The sequence below is a fragment of the Aquirufa sp. 5-AUSEE-100C1 genome, assembly GCF_054558655.1.
On sequence record NZ_JBPXKO010000004.1, the window covers coordinates 154,945 to 176,858 of the forward strand.

The following is a 21,914-nucleotide window of genomic DNA, read 5'->3' on the forward strand; positions in this document are numbered from 1 at the left end:
CGTTAAAATTATAAACCAATGTTAATACCAAATGTGAAGTTGCGACCCTGTGGAATTGAGTTACGCTCAATACCTGAAGCTAAGTTCGAATCACCGTTTGATGAAATTTCTGGATCGACTCCCAAGTAAGGTGTAAATAACAATAAGTTAGTTCCTTGTGCATAAACGCGGATAGATGTAATTCCTAACGATGTTAAATTAGTTGGGATTTTATATCCTAAGGTTGCTGTTTGCAAACGTAAGAAATCACCTCTTTGTACGTTGGCATCAATCAAGAATGATGAACCATTCGATACGTTATCACCATAAACTGCTTTCGGAATTTCAGTCACTTGACCTGGAGTCTTCCAAGAATTCAATACATCTACGGAGTTGTTCCAAACACGTTGGTCACGCAAACCGGCTTGTGAACCATTGTAGATATAGTTTCCTCCCGAGAATGTAAAGTTAACACCTAAGTCAAAACCTTTGTAACGTAAAGTATTGTTGAAACCTCCGTAGAAAGTTGGCAATGTATTACCTAGAATCTGTTGTTGGTTCGAAGGCGATGTTGTAGCCTTACCATCTAAGGTAGTCCAAGCATTTGCTCCACCTAAGTGTGCATATTGAACTTTCGTTCCATCACGAGTGATGTAAATACGACGACCATTTTCTGGATTAACTCCACCCGTTTTAACACCATAGATTTGTGCAGCTGAATAACCAACACGTGTAATGTTTGTTGTCTCCAAACCTGAAGTAGCTGTTAAAATTGGTGTATTTGCGTCAACTAATGATGTTACCATGTTTTCGTTGGTCGCAAAGTTCAAATTCGTTGTCCAAACAAAACCACCATTATTGATTGGTGTAGCCGTTACCGCTAATTCATAACCTTTGTTGTACATCGAACCTACGTTCGCCAAGATTGAGTTTCCTGGAATACCTTTTGAAGGTGCTTGCGGAACGTTCAAAATCAAGTTGTTGATATCCTTGTAGTAGTAGTTCGCTTCTACTTGAATACGATCGTTCAAGAAACTAACATCCAAACCTACGTTTGTCTGTGCAGAAGTTTCCCATTTCAAATCTTTGTTACCAGCTTGGTTAAACGCTAAAGTTGGTGCAGCTCCGTAAAGACCTGATCCAAATGTTGAGTATGAACCATAAGCATTCGGTACGTTACCGTTACCTACGATACCATAACTTGCTTTCAAACGTACATTAGATACTTTATTACCTAAGTTCAATTTTTTGAAGAATTCCTCCTCCGATAAAGTCCATCCCAACGATGCTCCACCGAAATCACCGAAACGATTCTCTTCTGATAATGCTGAGTTACCATCACGACGGTAGTTAGCACTAAAGAAGTATTTACCTGCATAGTTATATGAGAAACTACCCAAATAAGCCTCGTAAGCAACTTGGTAAATACCATTACCCGCCGCCAGGTTCGTTCCAAAATTTCCTTGGAAATCTGTAAAGAAGAAATCAGCCAAGGTTTGACGTTGAGCACCCCAGTTCAATACGCGCGTCTTTTGAACGTCAGAACCAGCTACCACGGAGAAATTATGCTTCTCTGCCAAAGTTACATTGTATTGTAAGGTATTGATCCAGTTCCAGTTGTCTGAACGAGCGGTGTTGTTATAGGCATCACCACCTGCTGACCAACCGTCACCATTGTACGGGTTGAAGAAACGAATGTTTTCCGTGTTACGACGATCCCATGAATAGCTCGTCTTTGCCGTTAAGCCTTCTGCTAAACGGAATTCAGCTCCTAAGTTTGCGATCAAACGTGTATTCTCAGATGAAATTTTATCTAAATCACGAACGACAGCAGGATTCGGGAATTGTGCAGGCAATAAGTTGTTTAAACGACCAACCGTATTGTTCTCCAAATTGTATGAACCATCCGCTAAACGAGCTGGCAAGTTGGGAACTTGCGCAACTGCAATACGACCCAAACCTGACGTATTAAATGCACCACCGGCGTTAGAACCCGACATTGGAGCACGGTTCATTGTATTTGAATAGTTGAAATTTGCAGTCAACTTCAACCATTTCGTTGCTTGGTGATCCATGTTGAAACGACCTGAACGACGTTGGAAGCTATTGTTTTGCAAGAAACCATCTTGATCAGAAAAACCTGCAGAAAAATAGTAATTTGTTTTATCTGTTCCCCCATTAATCGTCATGTTGTGATTTTGAGAGAAAGCCGTACGATATACTTCTTTGTACCAGTCTGTATCAATTAAAGTACCATCAGCATTGTAATTTGGCAAGAATGATTTATTCTCCGCATTACGTTGAGATGCAGCAATCGCATTAGGATTCATCGCCAATGCATTTGCAATGGCCATGTTTTTGTGATCCATGTATTGTTGTGCGTTTAACACATCGGGTAAACGAACAGCTTCTGAAATACCCGCCCAAGAATCAATCGACACTTTTGCTTTTCCAGTTTTACCACGCTTCGTCGTGATCAATAAAACACCCGCACCCGCACGTGAACCATAGATTGCCGCAGACGCAGCATCTTTCAATACGTCGATCGACTCGATGTCAGATGGGTTGATATCCGCTAAGGGGTTGTTGGTTGTCGAGTTCGCCGATACGTTATCCGTAGAAATAGGTATACCATCGATTACAACTAAAGGAAAGGAGCTCAATGAAAGTGAACTCAAACCACGAACACGGATCACCGGAGGGTTGTTCAACAAACCGTTAGGCTGTGTAATGTTTACCCCGGCAGCTTGTCCTGTCAAACCTTGTGAGAAAGATTGAACGGGACGCTCCGCAATCGTAGCCGCCTTTACTGTAGACGCAGCACCCGTAAACTCTTGACGTTTCTTGGTGCCGTAACCTACGACTACGACTTCTGATAATTGTTGGTTATCTGCTTGCAATTGAACATCAATCACAGAACGAGACCCAACCGAAACTGATTGAGAATTAAATCCTACAAAAGAAAACACCAAAGATGCGCCATCTGCTACTGCAATTTTGTAGGTTCCGTCAGCTGCCGTGCTCGTTCCCTTCGAAGAACCTTTTGCACTGACACTAACGCCCGGCATGCCACTTCCATCTTCCGATGAAGTCACTTTACCGGTAACTTGCCTTGTTTGGGCAAACAATGAGCTGACAACAGCCATCATCAACACCCAGGATAGTACTAGTTTTTTCATGTTGTTTAGTTTAATGAATGAATTCGAAATTTAACACCTTAACGCTAAACAACATGAAATTGTTCATTAAAATTTTTTATCAGTCAAATAAAGCAAAAGAATATTTGGCAAAACAAAAGGGCGACCCAATGGATCGCCCTTTGTAACATAAGGTTAAAAACAATTAGTTTTTATCCCAGAACAACTTTGTCGTTACCACGTCTCCACCGATAGCAGACGCTGCAGCTGTATAGTTCGTTCCGTTCAACGTTTGCTCCGTATTTGGATAAGTCAAACGTGTAGGGAATCCAGACTTCGCATTAACGGGAGCTGTAATTTTTGGTTGGTCTAAACGACGTAGTTCAGTCCAAGTCTCATAAGGACGATTGTATAATGCAATCCACTTCTGAGTTCCAATCTTTTGCTTCCAATCTCCTGCAGCTGTTGAGTAGGCCACATCAGCTTGCGCTAAATAATCAGCCGCTTGAGCCGCTGTACCACCCCAATACAAGATCGAGGCTGTAATCGCATTGTTGTAATGTGATTCAGCAGAACCTGCTACACTAAATCCTCTTTCTTTCGCTTCTGCGCGCAAGAATTCAGTTTCAACATAATCAGCCAATACATAAGGAGCGTCTGCCGCAGTTACTTTCGAACCTGCACGAGAAAAATCAACATACGTATTTACTTTACCTACAATACCGCCCGCATATTTACCGCCGTTATTCGTAGAGAAGTAAGAACCTGTACGTGGGTCATTCCATCCCAATAATTTATCCATCAAATCTTTCGCAGCGATGTAATCTTGACGACCACCTAATACGATGTCAACGTGCAATGGATTTTGGTTTGGAGATGCTGATAAGTATGAGAACAATCCGTTGTCTGCAGCAGCAGAAATGGCACCCGCATCCGAAGACTCAACTGCTGTTTTCGCAGTAGATGCGTCTACATCAGCCAATACCATACCCAACTTCATACGAAGTGTGTTCGCAAACTTAGCCCATTTCGAAACAGAGCCTTTGTAAACAACATCCTCAGAAGCAGTAAATCCTGAACCTGAAGCATCTAACTTCGCGATATCATTGTTCAAACGCTTAATCAAATCAGCCGAAACTGTCTTTGCATCATCGTATTTTGGAAACAAAATCGTTGAGTTCAACGCTTCTGTGTAGGGAATATTTCCGAAAGTATTCACCAAAATAGAGAATGTATATACTTCCATGATATCCAAGATAGCTAGTTTATTTGCCTTTTCTTTTGGCAATAACGTAGCGTCCGCATTGATTAAACGAGATGACTCACGCAAATCAGCTAATACGTCACGGTACATCGCTGACCACCAAGTGTTTGGAATCGCACGAGTTGCAAAATCATATTGCGCTTCATCTTGATAAACCGCCATAGCCCATTGGCTAGTCGTAAAACGGAACACGTTCGTGTTCACACTCGCTGTGGCTAAATTTCCCGCAAGAGATTTAACAGCACTTGAGAACAAAGTTGGCGCTGGGATAACCGCTGGCTTCTTTGTCTCCACATTTAATGAGGCTAGATCCTCTGTACAAGCCGTTGCAAGAAACAAAAGCGGTACAAATACTAAAAATATTCTTTTCATCTGATTCAAAATTAAGGATGATTAAAACACTAATTTTACGTTAAAACCAATCGAACGAGTCGTTGGATACGCACCTGATTGATATCCTTGCAAGTTACCTGCAGATAAATTCTCCTCAGGATCTGAGTGTGGAAGGTTTTTGTGAATGATCCACAAATTGCGTCCAAATACAGACAAATCTACGCCTTTCACGCCACCTAATTTAGCCACGATTGAACGAGGTAATGAATACGTCAAGTTCGCCTCACGTAACTTCACAAAACTTGCATCGTATACAAATGCGTGTTGTGGGTTAAATGCATAACCATAGGTTCCATAATAGTTCTCAACGCGGATATCATTTTTCGATCCGTCTGCTTTTACACCTGGCATGATTACACCACCACCATTGGCAACTTCATCACGAGAAGGATTTCCTTTGTCGTTCAACAAAGCTGATTCTGCTAATACACCCGTCGCAGCACCATAGTACTGATCCAATGAGAATACAGAACCACCTTGCTTGATATCGATCAAGAAGCTAAATGTAACATCCTTGTAACGGAATGAGTTATTCACACCACCAATCCAGTTTGGATTAACGTTACCGATGTTATTCGTCGTTGTAGTCGTCATATCATAACGTCCATTTGCTTTCACTAACTTCTCGCCATTCAATAACTTCCACGTTCTACCTTTCAAGATACCGTAAGGCTCACCCACAGTTGCGTTTAACGTAACACCACCTTGGAATGAAGCTAACTGTAAGTTTTGGCTTTGATTGTAAAGACTTAACACCAAGTTACGGTTACGAGTGAAGTTCACATTTACATTCCATGAGAAATCAGCTGTTTTAATTGGGTTAGCATATAAGCTTAACTCAATACCCTTGTTCTCAATGTTACCCGCATTTACATACGTTGAATTGAAACCCGTTGCCGTAGTAACAGCTGCTGGCATAATTTGATCCAATGTATTTGTATGGTAGTAAGTCAAATCAAATCCAAAACGGTTTTGCATAAATGCCATCTCTAAACCAATCTCTTTTGAGATCGTTTGCTCTGGCTTCAAACCTGGATTGTTTTGAGTTCCTGGAACCGAGAATAAAATTGTCGAACCAAACGGAGCTGGTTGATCATATACGTTCTTGATTGAGCCCCACGGTGCATCATTACCTACCGTTGCGTAGTTAGCACGTAACTTACCTGAAGTCAACCATGGCAATTCTTGTAAGTGTTGAGAGAATACCCAGCTCAAAGAACCTGCATAGTATAAATACTTGTTATTCTCAACTGGCAAAGTAGATGATTGATCTTGACGAACGGTACCATCTAATGTTAAGAAATCCTTGTAGGATACAGTTCCTCCAGCGAATAAACCGAATACCTCACGTGGATTGTAAGACTCAGATGGAGCAGAAACCGTTCCTTTTGAGTTAGCAATCGAGTAAAGACCTGGTACGATCAAACCACCATTGGTGATTGCATAAATTGAACGGTTCAATGACTTACGCAAGTTAAGACCTGCTAAAGCTTTCACGTTCAAATCCTTCATCACATTCTTGTCGAAATTCGCAATCAAGTCATAGTTAACCTCTTGGAAATGACGATCAAAACGAGAATACTCAGGAATATCAGTAGAACCTACCGCGATACGCTCCTCTTGGAACTCATCGTATGTATCCATGGTGATACGACCCAATACGTTTAAGTAGTCTGTTGGCTTGTAGTTCAACATCGCATTTCCAAACACACGTGTACGTGTATCGTTCTCGTAGTTTTGATAACGAGTCCAATAGTAGTTATCTGTGTAGATCGGCTTCAATCCAGCAGCTGTTGATGGATCTGACCAGTTCCATGTAACGTTCTTGTTGTTACGGAAATAAGCATCACGTTGCTCGTAGATATCTACGTTTGTTTGATACCACTGACGGAAGTTTTGGTTTACGTTCAATCCATCATAACCTGTTCCGTAACGACCTTTACCTTCTACTACAGAGAAGTTAGCGGTTGCTGAAGCAGTCAACTTGGACGTAATATTGTATGTTCCACCTAAATTCATGATGTTCTTGATCACTTTTGAATTAGGCAAAGTACCACGATCTTCGTTACGAGTGTAACCGAATTTAATCGTTCCTTTATCTGTCGCACCATCTAACGATACGTTTGTATTGTTTGAAATAGCCGTCTCGTAAAATTTAGCTGGCGTATTTTGTGCAGCAACCCAAGGCTTAGCTTTTTGGTAATTTGGACCCGCAGGATCAAATGCATCCCAGTGGTAAACCATTAAAGATGGATTAAACTTCACACCATACGAAGCATCTTCCGATGTAGGTACAACTAAATCATCTTTTCCATCGCCATTTGCATCGAAATAGAAGAAACCATCCTTTTGGTATGGATCAGAATAACCCGCACCATATTGATTTTGGTATTTAGGGAATGTTGTTTGATCAATAGTTCCTACCGAAAGACCTGTATTGATTGTCAAACCTAAACCACGCTTTGCTTTCTTCGTAGTAATCATGATGACACCATTCGAAGCACGTGAACCATAAAGTGCAGTTGCTGCAGCTCCCTTCAATACCGTCATTGACTCAATATCATCTGGGTTAATATCTGCGGCAGCGTTACCATAATCGTAACCACCACGACCTGTACGTTGGTTCGAAGTGTTTGTTACCGAGTTATCTACAGGCACTCCATCCACAACAAAAAGAGCCTGGTTGTTACCTGTCAAGGACTTCGATCCACGGATGACAACGTTCGTTGAACCACCGATCGCATTTCCTTGTGTGATTTGCACACCTGAAACTTTACCAGATAATTGTGAAAATGCATTGCCTGAACGAACACGCGTCAATTCCTCTCCTTTGATTTGCTGAGCAGCATAAGGCAATGAATTCTTGGTACGTGTAAGACCCAAGGCTGTCACAACGACCTCATTTAACTCAGACGCGTCTGATGCTAAAGAGATATTGATAACCGTTTGGCTACCTACTGAAACGCTTTGTTGCTTGTAGCCAACAAAACTGAATACTAAAGCAGAACCATCACTTACCGAAATTTTGTAAGATCCGTCTGCACCCGTTGTTGTACCACGCGAGGTACCTTTTAGGCTGACACTAACTCCCGGAAGAGCAGAACCATCCTCTGAAGAAGTAACCTTTCCCGTTACTTGTCTTGTTTGAGCAAATAATGAACTAGAAACAGTCATTATCATTACCCAAATGAGTAAGAGTTTTTTCATGTTGATTAGTTTAATTAATGAAAAAAATAAAAATAATTAATAATTAGTCCGGCAAATTAGGAATTTTTGAAGAAAGTCCAAAGAAAATATCAAAAAAATAGGGGTCCCCTGTTCGGAGACCCCTATAAAACCTAACAGAACCAAATCTTATTTTGGATTCTTTAGAGGTGCACTACCTGCGCCTGCTGGGTTGTTTGCCAATTCATTGTCTGGCACATCCCAATAATCTAGGTAGTTGTACTTAATCGTCGCTTTCGTCGAGATGGATGAACCATCTTTAGAAATTACTACAGCATTTGTACGACCATTCTCTAATACACCCCAACGGCGAGCATCGTAGAATGATAAACCACGGAAGGCTAAAGCCACGCGACGCTCCTTACGTAATTCTTCTTTTACCGTTGCGGCATCTGTTGATGTAATGGGAGCTAAACCCGCGCCTTGAAATGCACGCACTTTATTGATACTCGCAGCAGCTCCAGCCACATCCCCTGTCCATAATTTCGCCTCTGCTTTCATCAATTCGTTTTCTTCGTAGCTACCCGCTAAGTAAAGCACACCTGCACCCGCCGTACGGTTTGAATAAACCATGACTCCTGGAAGACCTGCTCCTTTATCAACGATTGCCCAACGTGTATTGAATGCGTTACCACGGTCTGAGTTACCAACCCATACCGGAAATTGCTTAAAATTATTCGCTAAACGTTGATCACCCACATTGAAATCTTGAATCAAACGCTCTGAGATTTTAAATGTACCTCCAGAAGCATTAGAACCCACTGCGCGCGCAGCCACACTATAATTGGATGGTGAGAAAATATCTCCATTGGCGTTTGTCGTTCCTGCAAATACCGGATCAGACTCCCCAACACCCGCATTCGCCAAAGTCAAGATTTGACCCCATTGTGCAGCCGTCATCGTAGCCGTCGGTGTGTTTACCAAAATGTTACGAGCCTTCAATGTGTTAATATTCTTAACCCATTGTGCTCCCGTAGGGACCGCACCCAAGTCTGTTTGGAAAAAATCAGGAATTAAACCAGCCAATACCGATTGAAAATCCGCATTCGAACCAGACGTGGTGGCAGCAGCAGCCGCTTTATCAAAATTCGCATTGGCTTCCTCAATCATTTTTTCTTTGCTAACATATACATTATTAGTAACGGATGGCGTATTCACAATTAATCCCGCATAATATATTGAACCTAAACGCGAATATGCAATCCCCTTCCAGAAATAAGCCCATGCTTTGATCGCATTCTTTTTGGCTGCAGCATCACCTTGAAAGGTCGTTTTATCAACAGCATCCAAGATCGTATTACATGCGTTATTCAATTGATACATCATCGCCCACTCATGAAAACCCGGGTTTCCACCTTGCTGCGAATTTGTGTTCACTGAGCGAAGTAATGCTTTTTGAGTTGATGGACTATTCGGATTTGGTACTTGAGCTCCATTGTCTAAAGTAACCATATCGGGTGCCGATAAATTATTCATATAGGTATTAGCGGCTTCCGCACCAACTACATCACCCATCAAATCGTGAATGCCCAAGACACCATTGTAGAAAGCACCTACAACACCATCATAATACTTATTACCAGATGATGTAAAACCATTTTTATAAACGGAACCCTGCGCCAAAGCGATAATTCCAGCCTCAGACGAAGCCGTCGCTGGCGTTGGCTGATTTGGATTTTGGATATCCAATTGATCCTTGCACGACATTACCATCCCACCTAAAAGCAGAAAGGAAAGCGCGGTTATTTTTATATTTTTCATGTTCTTCAAATTTAAATAATACCTTTTCTGTTCTGAATTAGAAACCAATGTTCAATTGTACCTGGTATGCACGTAAGTTCGGCATTGTATTGTGATCAATACCACGATCCCAAGCAGAATTGTTTGCACCTGATGCAATCTCAGGATCCATTCCTGAGTAGTTCGTCAATGTAAACAGATTACGACCCGAAGCCACTAATTGTAACTTCCGGAATCCTTTGATTCCGAATGCACGAACTAAATCTACACCAACGGAAAGGTTACGCAAACGAGCGAATGAACCGTCTTCATAGAAATAGTTTTTAGTACCATTAAATGATCGAGCGGCATAAACTCCACGGTAAAAGGCAGACCAAGCACCTGTTTGGCCATCGATTGTAATTGGTTGTGCATAGTCCGAGTGAATTCCATCACGATACATCCATCCCTTTGTCTGATTATATATGCCTGCACCTTGAACTAAATCTACCTGCATATTAAAGGTTATAATTCCTTTGTAGGATAGGTCTGTAATAAATGAAGCATTAAAATCAGGATTAGGATCACCTAAAGAATAACGCTTTGGCGAAAAATAAGGTGCTTTCGTAACCTTATTTACGACCCAACCATTACTTGCCACGGTATAGTTAGAACGATCTGCTTCTGGAATAGCAATAGTTCCATCAGGAAGCTTTGCATCCAGGCTGTTAATTCCATAGTAACCATACAATTGACCTATTTTCTCTCCTGCACGTAAAACGTATCCAACAGAACCAGCAGCAGATGTCACAACAACCTCTGCACCACCGCGAACCGCCGTAATTTCAGATGATTGCTTACCAAAATTCATGGTGAAGTTCCAAGTCCAATCTTCATCCTTAAAAATTTGTGCATTTAATGTAGCTTGAATACCGTTCGAAGCTAATGAGAACGCATTATCCTTCACAGTTCCAACACCGGATGAAGGGATTGCATCAACATTGAAAATCGCATTGTCAGTTGAACGTTTCCAATATGTCGCTGATAGGTTAACATTATTCAACCATGCGGAAGACTTACCTAAATTCAATCCAATATCCGTACCAATTTCTAATTCCTTCGAAATCTCCACATTCAAATTAGGATTTGATTGCGTCAATGGGAAGAAGAAAGCATTTCCTGAACCAATAACTCCTGTGTTCAATGTGATGTAACGGTCGAATGGGCGAGGCTGAATACCTGCCTCTCCGTATGCTGCCCGAATCTTGAAATCTTCCAAAGTACTGCTCACCGCAGAATTCTTCAGAAATCCAAACTCAGACAAACGTAAATACGCATCTCCACGAGGGAATGTTTGTGGCGTAGAAGCCGCACCAAATGCAGATGAATAATCTGTACGGAAACCACCGGATATACCACCATATGTACCATAATCAAAACGCTGATTCACCAAATAACCATAGGTAATAAATGGTTCCTTGTAATCACGTGCAACATACGTAGCAGCTGCTTGCGAAGTGTTGTATGGAGTATAGTTTGGCAAACCAATACCATAAGATACGTAAGAAGCGGTTTCTTTATTTCGGTAATCAAAAGACAACTGAGTGGATGTTTTGATTGGCAAGTTGATACCAAAATCTTCACGTAAATCCGTCTTGATAAATGCGGAACCAATTAGGTTTTGGAAAGTACTTGAGAACTCATAATTATTGATCTCACCGGTGGCATCATTTCCATTAAAATTATAGTACCAATACTGCTGATCCATTATATTTTTATTTCCCGTTTGATTCAAATAATCATAGCGAGTTTTATCAGTTTGGTAGTTGATACCATACTTCGCATCCAATGTCAAGAATTTATTAACCTCATAGTTCAAATTCAAACTTTGGTTAATATCAATACGCTTAGTATCTGTTTTCGTATAGAAGTTTACCGCATTCGGGTTATAACCATTCACACCCACTGCATCACCAAAATATCCTGGATAGTTACCATCCTTATCCTTAAAGTCGTAATCTACAAAGGGTCTAGAGTTGAAAACAGAGAAAATAATCGAACGACCCGTCCCATCATTGATGGTGTTCTTCGTATAAACTAACTGCGTAATTGAACGCAATTTTAAACCTTTAGCAAGTTCAAAACCCATATTTGATGTTAGATTCGTACGATTCAAACCTCCTACATTCTTAAATGGTCCTTCATTGTCAGAATTTGAAAGCGCCAAACTATAGTCACTTTTATCTGAACCGCCTGAAATCGCAACCGAATTGTTTACACTTGTAGTCGGGACAAAGAACATCTTAAAGTGATCATAATACTTTAAGTTCTTATCATACGCCTTATTAATGTTTGTCGTAGGATCTGTACTCGCTAAAATCACGTTCTCAGAATAAGAGCCATAAACTGGGTCTAAAAACAATGGCTGACCCGAACCTCCAATTACTTCATTATTGGCGTTGGTTTTAAATCCATGCTTATCTGCTTTACTCAAATTACCTACGTTCAGTGGAGTTGAGTTGATGTAAGAAGTATTCACGTCGATTGTAACCTTGCCAGCTTTACCCTTTTTTGAGAACAATTGAATAACACCGTTCGCTCCTTGTGCACCGTAAATCGTTGCAGCCGCAGCACCTTGAATTACCTCTACTCTTTCGATGATATTCAAGTCAATTGAATTCAAATCTGTTGAGCCTAATTCAACTCCATCCAATAAAATCATCGGTGAAGTTCCGCGGTTGATTGTGTTAATACCACGTAAAACGATGTTCACCGGTTGGCCTGGCATACCATTCGCCGATGAAATTTGTGCTCCAGCAATTTTACCAATCAAAGCTTGATCCACAGAAGCTGTTGGAACAGATGGTAAATTCTTCGCTGTAATTGCTTGCACATCAATCGCCGTCGAACGCTTGTCGATCGCCGTACCTGTACCTGTAACAACAACCTCAGATAATTGACGCGCGTCTGTGGTCAATTTAACATTGATCACCGACTGGCTTCCTACCTGAACACTTTGTGAATTAAGTCCTACAAAAGAGAACACTAATGTAGCACCATTCGGAACCGAAACGGTATATTCACCGTCAACATTCGTTTGGGTTCCTTTTCCAGTTCCCTTGATGGAAACCGTTACACCTGGCAAACCTGAGCCGTCCTCAGCCGAGGTTACCTTTCCTGTTACCTTTCTATCCTGCGCTACTAAACTCGTAAGCGAAAAGAAAGCCAACAAGAAAGTCATGAGTAAATTTTTTTTCATGTACTTGTTAGTTAGGGTTAAAAAATTTGTTGATAATTAATCAATCAGCTAGAAATTTATGTAATTATTAATAATCTGACAAATTTTAACCAAATTATTAATGGCAAAATTGACTTATTGCAGAATTTCCTACCACCAATAGCCCATTAAACACCGCAATTGATGAGTAAGCGAATAGCGAATTTAATTTTTCAAAGGAAAGACATAAAACGATTTTTCCATGAAATTTAACTATTCCAAGAAACTAGATGATTTGATTCAAAAGTAAGACCCCTAATAAACCCGTAATCGATACAATCGTCTCCATCAACGACCAGGAACGAATCGTTTCTTTTACCGATAAGTTAAAATATTCCTTAAACATCCAGAAGCCCGTATCATTCACGTGCGAAAACATCAAACTACCCGCACCAATGCTTAAAACCATTAAATTCGGATTCACCCCTCCCGATTCCACGATTGGTAGAATCATTCCAGCCGCCGTCAAGCCTGCGATCGTCGCCGATCCAATACAGACACGAATAATCGCAGCCATCAACCAACCCAACACCAAGGGGGGAATGGGCAAACTTCCCAAGTATCCTGCAATTTCTTTACTCACCCCGGAAGTCAATAAGACCTCCTTAAAGGTTCCCGCTCCCGCAATGATCAACAAGATCATAGCTACGTCCTTCACCGCATCTCCATAAATGGACATAATGGATTCCATGGATTTCCCCAATCGCAATCCCAATGTATAAGTCGCAAAACAAATCGCGATCAACATGACCATCGCCGGATCCGCAATCAAATGCAATACGGCTGATGCCGGCGAATCCTTGCCCAATTGAATTTCAAAAGCCGTCGTACATACTAATAGGAATACAGGCAATAATGCTGTTAAAAAACTCGATGCCTTACTCGGCAATTCATCCGCAGCAATTTCCTGCGAAACAAAAGACTTCGAAGCCTTGGGATGAATATGCCCCAAGCTCTTTGCGAAAATAGGACCCGCCAAAATAATCGCCGGAATCGAAACCAAAATCCCATAGGTAAGCGTCAGCCCCATGTTGGCCCCAAACTGCGCCACCAATGCCGCCGGCGATGGATGTGGCGGTAAGTAACCATGGGCCACCGACAAAGATGCCATCATCGGAACACCCGCCATCAACGGATTTAATTTATAACGCTGAACCAAAGCAAAGATCAGGGGAATCATCAAAACAAAACCCACATTATAAAATAGCGGTATACCGATGACAAAGCCTGTAACCATTAAACCCCAACTAATATGCTTCTCCCCAAACAATTGAATTAAGGACGCCGAAATTTGTTGGGCCGCCCCACTCGCTGCGACCAATTTCCCCAACATCGCTCCCAACACGATAATCGTAACCAGAGAACCCATCGTATCCCCCAAACCCTTTTGAATGGATTTCGCTAAATCCCCCAAAGGAATGCCGAGCAAGATGCCACTCAACAAACTGACCAATAAAAAGGCGATAAAAGAATTGACTTTTAAATAAGTAATCAGAAAGACCAACAGGCCTATACAGAGGATAACGATTGCAATAGACATCTTATTAAATAGGTTTTGCACCAAAGTACAAATAATTCCTAGATAACAAAAAGTAGAGACGCGATACTTCGCGTCTAAAAAAGTAGAGACGCGATACTTCGCGTCTAAAAAAGTAATGACGCGATACTTCGCGTCTAAAAAAGTAATGACGCGATACTTCGCGTCTATAAAAGTAGAGACGCGATACCTCGCGTCTAAAAAAGTAATGACGCGATACTTCGCGTCTATAAAAGTAGAGACGCGATACCTCGCGTCTAAAATAAAAAAGACGCGAAGTATCGCGTCTCTACAAATATCGTTTAAAACTCCCCGTACGTATCTTCCAAATACTTCTGCATCACCAGAATATCCTCCTTCGAAGTCAAGTCCGGCACATTCTCCGCCAATGGAATCGCATAAAAACCTCTGCCCTCTCCTTCGCCAAACATCACCACCGAGGTAGGTAACTCCTTTTCATTCCGTACCGGATGGAAAGGCGTCTTCGCCAAATAGGGTAAAAAGGTCGAAGCCTCAAAGACAAATACATTCATGCTAACTCCCAAGCGACCAATCTTCGCCATCAATTCTGCCGCCTGCTCGGCCGTTGGTTTTTCGATAATCTCCAACAAATACCCTTCCGCATCCGTGCGAATCAAAGCAAAGGCCGAGATACGCTCCGCGGGGTACAACAAGCTATCACGGTGATACGAAATCAAAGCATTGGGCTCCGGAGAGTTCCAAAGCGTCTTCAACGCATTCACACTATATAAGTTATCCGAATTGCAAACGATCACGCGACCCGTCTGCCAATCTGCATGTTGCATCAATGCCTGATAAACCGCATCGGCCGTTCCTGCAGGCTTTTCACGATCCGCTGCGATTTGCTGGCGCGCGAAGACAATCTTCAAACCCCAACAAGCATCTTGGGCCATAAGTCCCTCACAGTATTCCTGTGAAACAGTATCCGTCGGGTGCAACAACAATAACACCTCCTCAATCCCTGCCAAATGGGCATTATATAATTGATAATCAATTAAAGTCTTTCCGTTTTTCCCAACCTGAATCATGCCCTTCGTTACCGAATTCGCTTGCGCTACCAAATTCGGATCCAAATCACTCGTTCCTTCCGCCATCGCCTTCTTCATACGCGAAGCCATTCCACCCGCCAAAATCAATAATCTCTTTTTCATATCTTAATAAAATAAACTTTCCTTTTCTACTTGTGTTCCCGTGTCCACTCGAATAATATAGGCTTTCCCACCGGCCTTTTCAATGGCCTCAACAACTGCTTCGGGATTTTGTGGCGCATAGGCAAACATACAACCTCCCCCACCAGAACCATTAATCTTCGCACCCAAAGCTCCCGCATTTAAGGCCGCTTCGATCATTCGATCGATCTTTGGTGTAGATATTCGTTTGTGTTCACGCAAATTCACCTGATGCTCATTCAACAAGGTACCCAAACGTAAATCATCCCAAACTTCCTCCCCTTCAAACATTTTCTTTGCTTCCAACAAAATATCGCGATCCGAAATATTCGCCTGCAACAACACCCACTCATCCTCTGTCAATAAATTCTGGTATTGAGCACAATCCGCTGAAGTAGTTTTCGCTAAATCAAACGATTGATCTAAAGCTTTGATTTTTTGTATGCCTCCCAAGGTTCCAAATTTCACGCGAGACAAAATGCCAAGCGTATCTTTGGGTTCGCAAGAATCCCCCAAGACAAAAGTCCCTAAAGCCTGTTGATACGTCGTAATCGAAATTGTGGGTTGGCTCGCCAAATAAATCACATTCCCCACCGCCGTCGAATATTGATCCATCATTCCTCCTGGTTCCGTGAATTCCAAAACCTCCGCTTCATAGGTAATTTCGCCGACTTCCTTTTGAGAATAGCCCAACTGAAACATTTCATTCAATAATTCAACCCAGGAAACCAATAAGGCCGATGAACTCGATGTTCCTGAATTGATAGGTATATTTCCCCGAACCTCAATCTCCAAACCCTTATCAAAAACATGCCCTTTTCTCCAAAGTACGTTTAATACACTTTTGAAATAATCGCGCTCTTGGGTGTATTTAAGTGGAAAATCGAGTGAAAAACTCTCCGTCTTGCCGACATCCGGTAATTCAAAATGAATCAAATTATCTGGCCGAAAAACTCCCTTTAATTGAATACGTTTGGAAATCGCCGCTGCAATCACCGGCAAACCCAAATAATCTTGATGTTCACCAAATAAGCAGATTCGACCCGGAGTAGATACAATCATATTTTTTCGTTGTCCGACAAAAGTACAAAATTGAAATTAAAAAAATAGTTTACCTTTGAACGTCATAAGCTAATCCCATGATTAAAAAACGCTTCCCTGCTGTTGATTATTTCCGAGGATTTATCCTCGTACTGCTTGCAGCCGAGGGCGCAGGTGTTTACAGTGAACTCAATAATCTATTTCCTGAATCTTTTATTGTGAATCAGTTTTTTCATGCCACCTGGGAAGGACTCCATTTTTTAGATCTATTTCAGCCAGGCTTCATGATGATTGCAGGAGCTGCCTTGTATTTCTCCACCTATAAACGCTTAGACGAAGGCGCAACTTACCCAATGCTTTGGCCCAAAGTACTGAAAAGAGCCTTCTTACTTCTCTTTTTTGGCATCATACTGATTTGCATACATCGAAGAGAAATGGTTTTTGAGCTTTGGAATGTCTTATGTCAGCTCGCCTTTACGACGATCATCACGTTTGCATTACTGCGTTTCTCGATTCCCTTGCAGCTGGCCGCATCGCTTTTATTACTGCTGTTGTCACATTCGCTCTACGTTTTTACGGATATTCCTGGATTTGACCAAGCCTATACACCCGATAAAAATTTTGGATCCTATGTCGATTTGCTACTCATGGGGAAATTAAGTCAAGGACATTGGATTGCCATGAATGCGATTCCTACGACAGCTCATACAATTTGGGGGGCATTAATTGGACGCCTGATTCACAGAACTTCGCCAACTAAAACCGTTTTAAGAACCTTGATTGGTCTTGGCTTGTTGGGAATCATTGTGGGATATGGCCTTGATTTAGCGGGATTACCTATCATCAAACGCACAGCGACCCTTTCATTTACCATTGCCTCAGCCGGTTGGGTCACGCTACTCATGGCGCTCTTTTATGCCAATTGGATGGATGAAAAACCTCGGTTCCAATTACCCAATTACCTCAATGCCATGGGGAATAATTCGATTTTCATTTACCTATTCTTCGAAACCCTTGTTCCTCAATGGCTGACCAAAACGACTTACGTTTTTGTTGGGTTCTTAGCTCAATTAAGTCACATACCAAGCGAATGGGCACATGTGATTAATGCGTTCATCGTACTGGCCATTGTACTTCGCGTCGCTACTTTTTTGGATGACAAGAAGATTTATTGGAAGCTATAGTAGAGACGCGATACCTCGCGTCTAAATAATCAAAGACGCAAAGTATCGCGTCTCTACAAAAACAAAAAAAAGACGCAAAGTATCGCGTCTCTACAAAAACAAAAAAAAAGACGCGAAGTATCGCGTCTCTACAAAAACAAAAAAAAAGACGCGAAGTATCGCGTCTCTACTATTCATTAATCAACTTAAACTTATACGCCCAAGTCTGCGCAATGTTCCAGGCCTTCGTCTTCGCCTCCTCCGTTTTAGGACCCGTGAAATGTGCGTCCAAGGTCGCAGAAAACAATTCGAACCAGCGGTCGAAATGCGCCATGGTTAAAGGCACTTTTTGATTTACTTCCAAGTGTGGGCGCATCGGGGCTCCTTTGTAGTTGGAGCCGTCCAACAATAACATTTCCCAAAAATCATACATCTTCGGTAAATGACGAGACCAATCGACCTGCATGACATCGAGGAAAACATGCCCCACTAAATCATCCGATTTCATGCCGCCATAAAAGGCATCCACAAAAACCTTGATATCATCACGGGAGGCTATATCTTGCATTAGCGCGTTTTTACGGTAGCCAATAAATATTGACCTACTTTGGCTCCTTGTTTCGCTCCCTCATCCAAGGCCGGACGGAAGTGAATTCCACCATAAAGTCGACTAATCGACGCCTCGTCAGATGCCTGAATAAAAGAGGTGAATTTACGCGGCGGTAAACCATATGGAACCTCCGTCGAGTCATTAAACGCGACATTATCTCCATAAACCTTGGTCAATACCTCTGCAGCCGCACGGGAAATGGTACTATGGCCCGACGTATATTCTGGGAATGGAGGAGTCTGTAAAACCGGGATCCAAGACTTATCAATGGAGGCGTTGATAATTGTTTCCGGACGGATACGAATGGAGCGATATTTCTCATCCCAACATGCGATAAAGCCATCAAAAATGGCAATCGAAGTTAAGGCGAGTGCCTCCGCAGTTTCTGTATAACCTTTCTTATATTGACGCGAAATTTGAGCAACAATGCCTAACCAGTGGCCACCTGGCGACATTTTCTTCGTCGCGAACATGGCATGTCCCGTAATATTCATCTTAAACGGATTGCAATCCCAGAAGTTGGCAATATCCCGCTGTTCACTCGTTAAATTCTTCACCGTCTCATACGAATCCATTACTTCTTTGTAATAAGGACTTCCCTTCGTCAAGTCAAATTTCGCAGGAACCGGAGCGCGGAATTGACTAGCTGAATCCAACATGGCAGGACGCACTTTATTCCAAAATGGTTCCACCGCATCCATGTAAGCCGGAGGCGTAGGAGTCCAAGTACCTGGTAAATTGGTCACCGTAAATCGGAAACCACGCGTTTGCTTGTAATTATCTTTAGCGGCCCAACGAAGCACGGATGCAGCGATGGAATCACCTAAAGCAACCGAACGCTCATAGACATCATCCGGCATGCCTGTATTACGAAAATCCGCTTCGATCTGCTTATCGAATTCAACATAAAGTTCTTGTGCAAAAGTCAATTTCTTACCCACCGATAAAAAAGCACGCGTCGATGCCAAAGGATAGCAATATTCAAGACCCGCTTCAGGCTTAGCAACCGATTCAAAACCATTCAATTGACCCACTAGTGATTTAAATCGCTTATCGCCCAAAATCGCCGCCTCATAACCCGCTACGCTTGAATACATGTAAATACGTGCTGAAACCGGTGGAGCAAAAATATCATGAATGATACTCTCCGTCAGCATATTTTGAGCACGCTCCAAAAAACGTGGATTCGCAGCTTCTTGCTGGAAATTTGGATTGGTTTTCTCGCAGGATGCCGCTAAGAAAACGACAGCCATTAGAATCAATAATTTCTTCATAAGGGTCAATTTACGGCACAAATATAAGCTATTTATCCGTAAAATTCCCTGACGAAAATCAGTTAAATCCGACAAGACGACGCTGCCTTTTGACCCGAAACCATCGCCCCTTGCAAAGATGGCATTTGCGTATAATCCCCTGCCAGAAGATACCCTCTTGATTCCGCAACTTGTTGAAGCCCCGAATAAAAACCCGTTTTAGGTAATGATTGAGCTATTTCATAGGATTTTATCAATCGAAATCCATCCACCATTTCGTAGTTGGCCAGCGATTCCAAAACCTCTTTTTCCGAAATAGTTAAATCCAAAGTAGACACCTCAATTAAATCAAAACCCTCCGGCGCATAAGACCGGGCAACATGGGATAAAAAGCTATAATGTAATAGTCCAGATTCACGGGGTAATAGGCGCAACAACTTGCTCTTCGTTTCCCTTGCCGGCGCAGAAAAATAAAATGTTTTAACACCTAAATGCGCTTCCTTAGGTAAATCAATTGCTAATAAATCCGCCGCCGAATGGGGATTTAACGCAATAATTAATCGCTCAAATTCAACCCGTTCACCGCCCTTTAATTCGATAAAATTCTTATCCAATCTTGTCACCTCAACTCCCAATCGAACCGATTCAGCAGGCAAGCCCTGCAACATTTGATCAGCAATGGCACCCATCCCTTGCGCAGGCAAGGCGGCTTGACCCTCCAAAAACTGCTGCATGAAAAAGAAAAACAAGGATGCCGGTTGGCCCAATTGTCCATCCAAAAATATCCCCCGAAAGAAGGGTTCTATAAACGTCGAGCGAAAACGCTCCGAAAATCCCCAACGATTCAATAATTCAGCGGTGGATTCTTTAGACTCCACAAATGAATTTCCTTGCCATTGAAGCTTTATCCATAATCTGCCCAACAGAAGTATATCTTTGATCGAAATAAGCGATGGAACAAGGCTTAAAAAACCTAAACCGTGACGCAAAGGGTTCAGAAAATCTACCCATTGGTTCTTGTACCATAATTTGGAGCCGGCATCAAACGAAGAAAGTTTGAGTGCGCTCAGGTTGAGTGACCTTTGCACACTCGGATAATTCGTTTGCAAAACTTGAAAACCGTGGTCTAAAATAAATCCATCCACTACATCTGATTTCACTCGACCTCCTGGGCGGACATCCCGATCGATTAACACAAATGGGACGCCTTGTTGGTACAATTCAGTGGCAGCATTTAAACCTGCCATCCCGGCGCCTAAAATAACAATTGGTTTCATAATTAGTTTAATAAACAACAAACTACAAAAAGGTAGAAAAGTTTGAAGGCTTTTTTATTACTTTGCAAATTAAATAGTCCCTACGGAATGAATTATACGATTAAGGAGGAAAACAATTACCTATACATCGACGAAGGTCAGGGAGAAATTCTCCTTCTATTACACGGGTTGTTCGGCGCATTAAGTAATTGGCAAGGGGTTATTAATCACTTTTCCACAAAGTACCGCGTCATTATTCCCTTGATGCCCATTCATGACATGCCGATTAAAGAGGCTGGTTGTGAGGGACTTACAACATTCATTGAGGGCTTTGTTGAATACAAAAAACTAGAGCAATTTAGTGTCATCGGAAACTCCTTGGGAGGCCACGTGGCGCTTATTTACACTTTGAAACACCCGGAGAAAATCCAACGTCTGATTTTAACAGGTTCATCCGGCTTATTCGAAAATTCCATGGGTGGCTCATACCCCAAAAGAGGAAATTACGAATACATCAAAGAACGTGTCGAATATACCTTCTATGACCCGAAAACGGCGAGTAAGGAATTAGTCGACGAGGTTTTTGAAATCACCAATAGCATTCCCAAAGTAATACGAATCATCGCCATTGCTAAATCCGCGCAAAGGAACAATATGGCCAAAGATATTGTTCGTATCGATAAACCTACGTTGTTAATTTGGGGCTTGAATGACACCATTACCCCACCACATGTAGGGCATGAATTCAATGCACTTATACCAAATTCGGAATTGCAATTCATCGATAAATGTTGCCATGCGCCGATGATGGAAAGACCCGAAGAATTTAATGTGATTTTACAGAATTGGCTCGATAAAAACCCCATTTAG

At 42.0% G+C, this 21,914-nt stretch carries 13 protein-coding genes and 1 pseudogene; 2 read left to right on the forward strand and 12 right to left on the reverse strand.

Annotated elements, in window-relative coordinates; genetic code table 11:
• Nucleotides 1-8: 8 nt before the first annotated feature.
• From ACMH5P_RS10500 to ACMH5P_RS10540, 9 genes and pseudogenes are all read right to left on the reverse strand, one after another.
• The gene (locus ACMH5P_RS10500) at nucleotides 9-3,158 is read right to left on the reverse strand and encodes a SusC/RagA family TonB-linked outer membrane protein (protein WP_459494326.1); all 3,150 of its coding nucleotides are present in this window, start codon (nucleotides 3,156-3,158) and stop codon (nucleotides 9-11) included.
• A gap of 163 nt (nucleotides 3,159-3,321) precedes the next feature.
• Complete coding sequence (locus ACMH5P_RS10505; RefSeq protein WP_459494327.1) at nucleotides 3,322-4,752, reverse strand: SusD/RagB family nutrient-binding outer membrane lipoprotein; 1,431 nt, start codon at nucleotides 4,750-4,752, stop codon at nucleotides 3,322-3,324.
• 21 nt (nucleotides 4,753-4,773) lie between these two features.
• Nucleotides 4,774-7,980 (reverse strand): SusC/RagA family TonB-linked outer membrane protein, encoded by a 3,207-nt coding sequence (locus tag ACMH5P_RS10510; RefSeq protein ID WP_459494328.1) that lies wholly within the window; start codon nucleotides 7,978-7,980, stop codon nucleotides 4,774-4,776.
• 147 nt (nucleotides 7,981-8,127) lie between these two features.
• A complete protein-coding gene (locus tag ACMH5P_RS10515) occupies nucleotides 8,128-9,759 on the reverse strand; it encodes a RagB/SusD family nutrient uptake outer membrane protein (RefSeq protein WP_459494329.1) in 1,632 nt (543 codons plus the stop codon).
• Nucleotides 9,760-9,796: 37 nt separating this feature from the next.
• A complete protein-coding gene (locus ACMH5P_RS10520; protein WP_459494330.1) occupies nucleotides 9,797-12,976 on the reverse strand; it encodes a SusC/RagA family TonB-linked outer membrane protein in 3,180 nt (1,059 codons plus the stop codon).
• A 244-nt stretch (nucleotides 12,977-13,220) separates the two neighbouring features.
• Nucleotides 13,221-14,534: a gluconate:H+ symporter gene (locus ACMH5P_RS10525; protein ID WP_459494331.1), complete on the reverse strand. Its 1,314-nt coding sequence runs from the start codon at nucleotides 14,532-14,534 to the stop codon at nucleotides 13,221-13,223.
• A 299-nt stretch (nucleotides 14,535-14,833) separates the two neighbouring features.
• Nucleotides 14,834-15,703 carry a sugar phosphate nucleotidyltransferase gene (locus tag ACMH5P_RS10530; protein ID WP_459494332.1) on the reverse strand — a complete coding sequence of 290 codons (870 nt, stop codon included), beginning with the start codon at nucleotides 15,701-15,703 and terminating at the stop codon, nucleotides 14,834-14,836.
• A 3-nt stretch (nucleotides 15,704-15,706) separates the two neighbouring features.
• Nucleotides 15,707-16,339, reverse strand: a complete 633-nt coding sequence (locus tag ACMH5P_RS10535; RefSeq protein WP_459494591.1) for a hypothetical protein — start codon at nucleotides 16,337-16,339, stop codon at nucleotides 15,707-15,709.
• Nucleotides 16,322-16,801, reverse strand: a pseudogene (locus ACMH5P_RS10540) (GHMP family kinase ATP-binding protein); the annotation flags it as partial. The pseudogene ACMH5P_RS10540 and the gene ACMH5P_RS10535, both read right to left, overlap by 18 nt.
• Before the next feature lie 59 nt (nucleotides 16,802-16,860).
• Between ACMH5P_RS10540 and ACMH5P_RS10545 the strand changes: the two are divergent.
• A complete protein-coding gene (locus tag ACMH5P_RS10545) occupies nucleotides 16,861-17,946 on the forward strand; it encodes a DUF5009 domain-containing protein (RefSeq protein WP_459494333.1) in 1,086 nt (361 codons plus the stop codon).
• 169 nt (nucleotides 17,947-18,115) lie between these two features.
• Here ACMH5P_RS10545 and ACMH5P_RS10550 read toward each other — a convergent pair whose 3' ends face one another.
• From ACMH5P_RS10550 to ACMH5P_RS10560, 3 genes are all read right to left on the reverse strand, one after another.
• A complete protein-coding gene (locus tag ACMH5P_RS10550; RefSeq protein WP_459494334.1) occupies nucleotides 18,116-18,493 on the reverse strand; it encodes a group III truncated hemoglobin in 378 nt (125 codons plus the stop codon).
• Nucleotides 18,493-19,809, reverse strand: a complete 1,317-nt coding sequence (locus tag ACMH5P_RS10555; protein WP_459494335.1) for a vanadium-dependent haloperoxidase — start codon at nucleotides 19,807-19,809, stop codon at nucleotides 18,493-18,495. Before ACMH5P_RS10555 ends, ACMH5P_RS10550 begins: the two co-directional genes overlap by 1 nt.
• A 62-nt stretch (nucleotides 19,810-19,871) precedes the next feature.
• The gene (locus ACMH5P_RS10560) at nucleotides 19,872-21,065 is read right to left on the reverse strand and encodes an FAD-dependent oxidoreductase (RefSeq protein WP_459494336.1); all 1,194 of its coding nucleotides are present in this window, start codon (nucleotides 21,063-21,065) and stop codon (nucleotides 19,872-19,874) included.
• Between the two features lie 87 nt (nucleotides 21,066-21,152).
• Between ACMH5P_RS10560 and ACMH5P_RS10565 the strand changes: the two genes are divergently transcribed.
• The gene (locus ACMH5P_RS10565) at nucleotides 21,153-21,914 is read left to right on the forward strand and encodes an alpha/beta fold hydrolase (RefSeq protein WP_459494337.1); all 762 of its coding nucleotides are present in this window, start codon (nucleotides 21,153-21,155) and stop codon (nucleotides 21,912-21,914) included.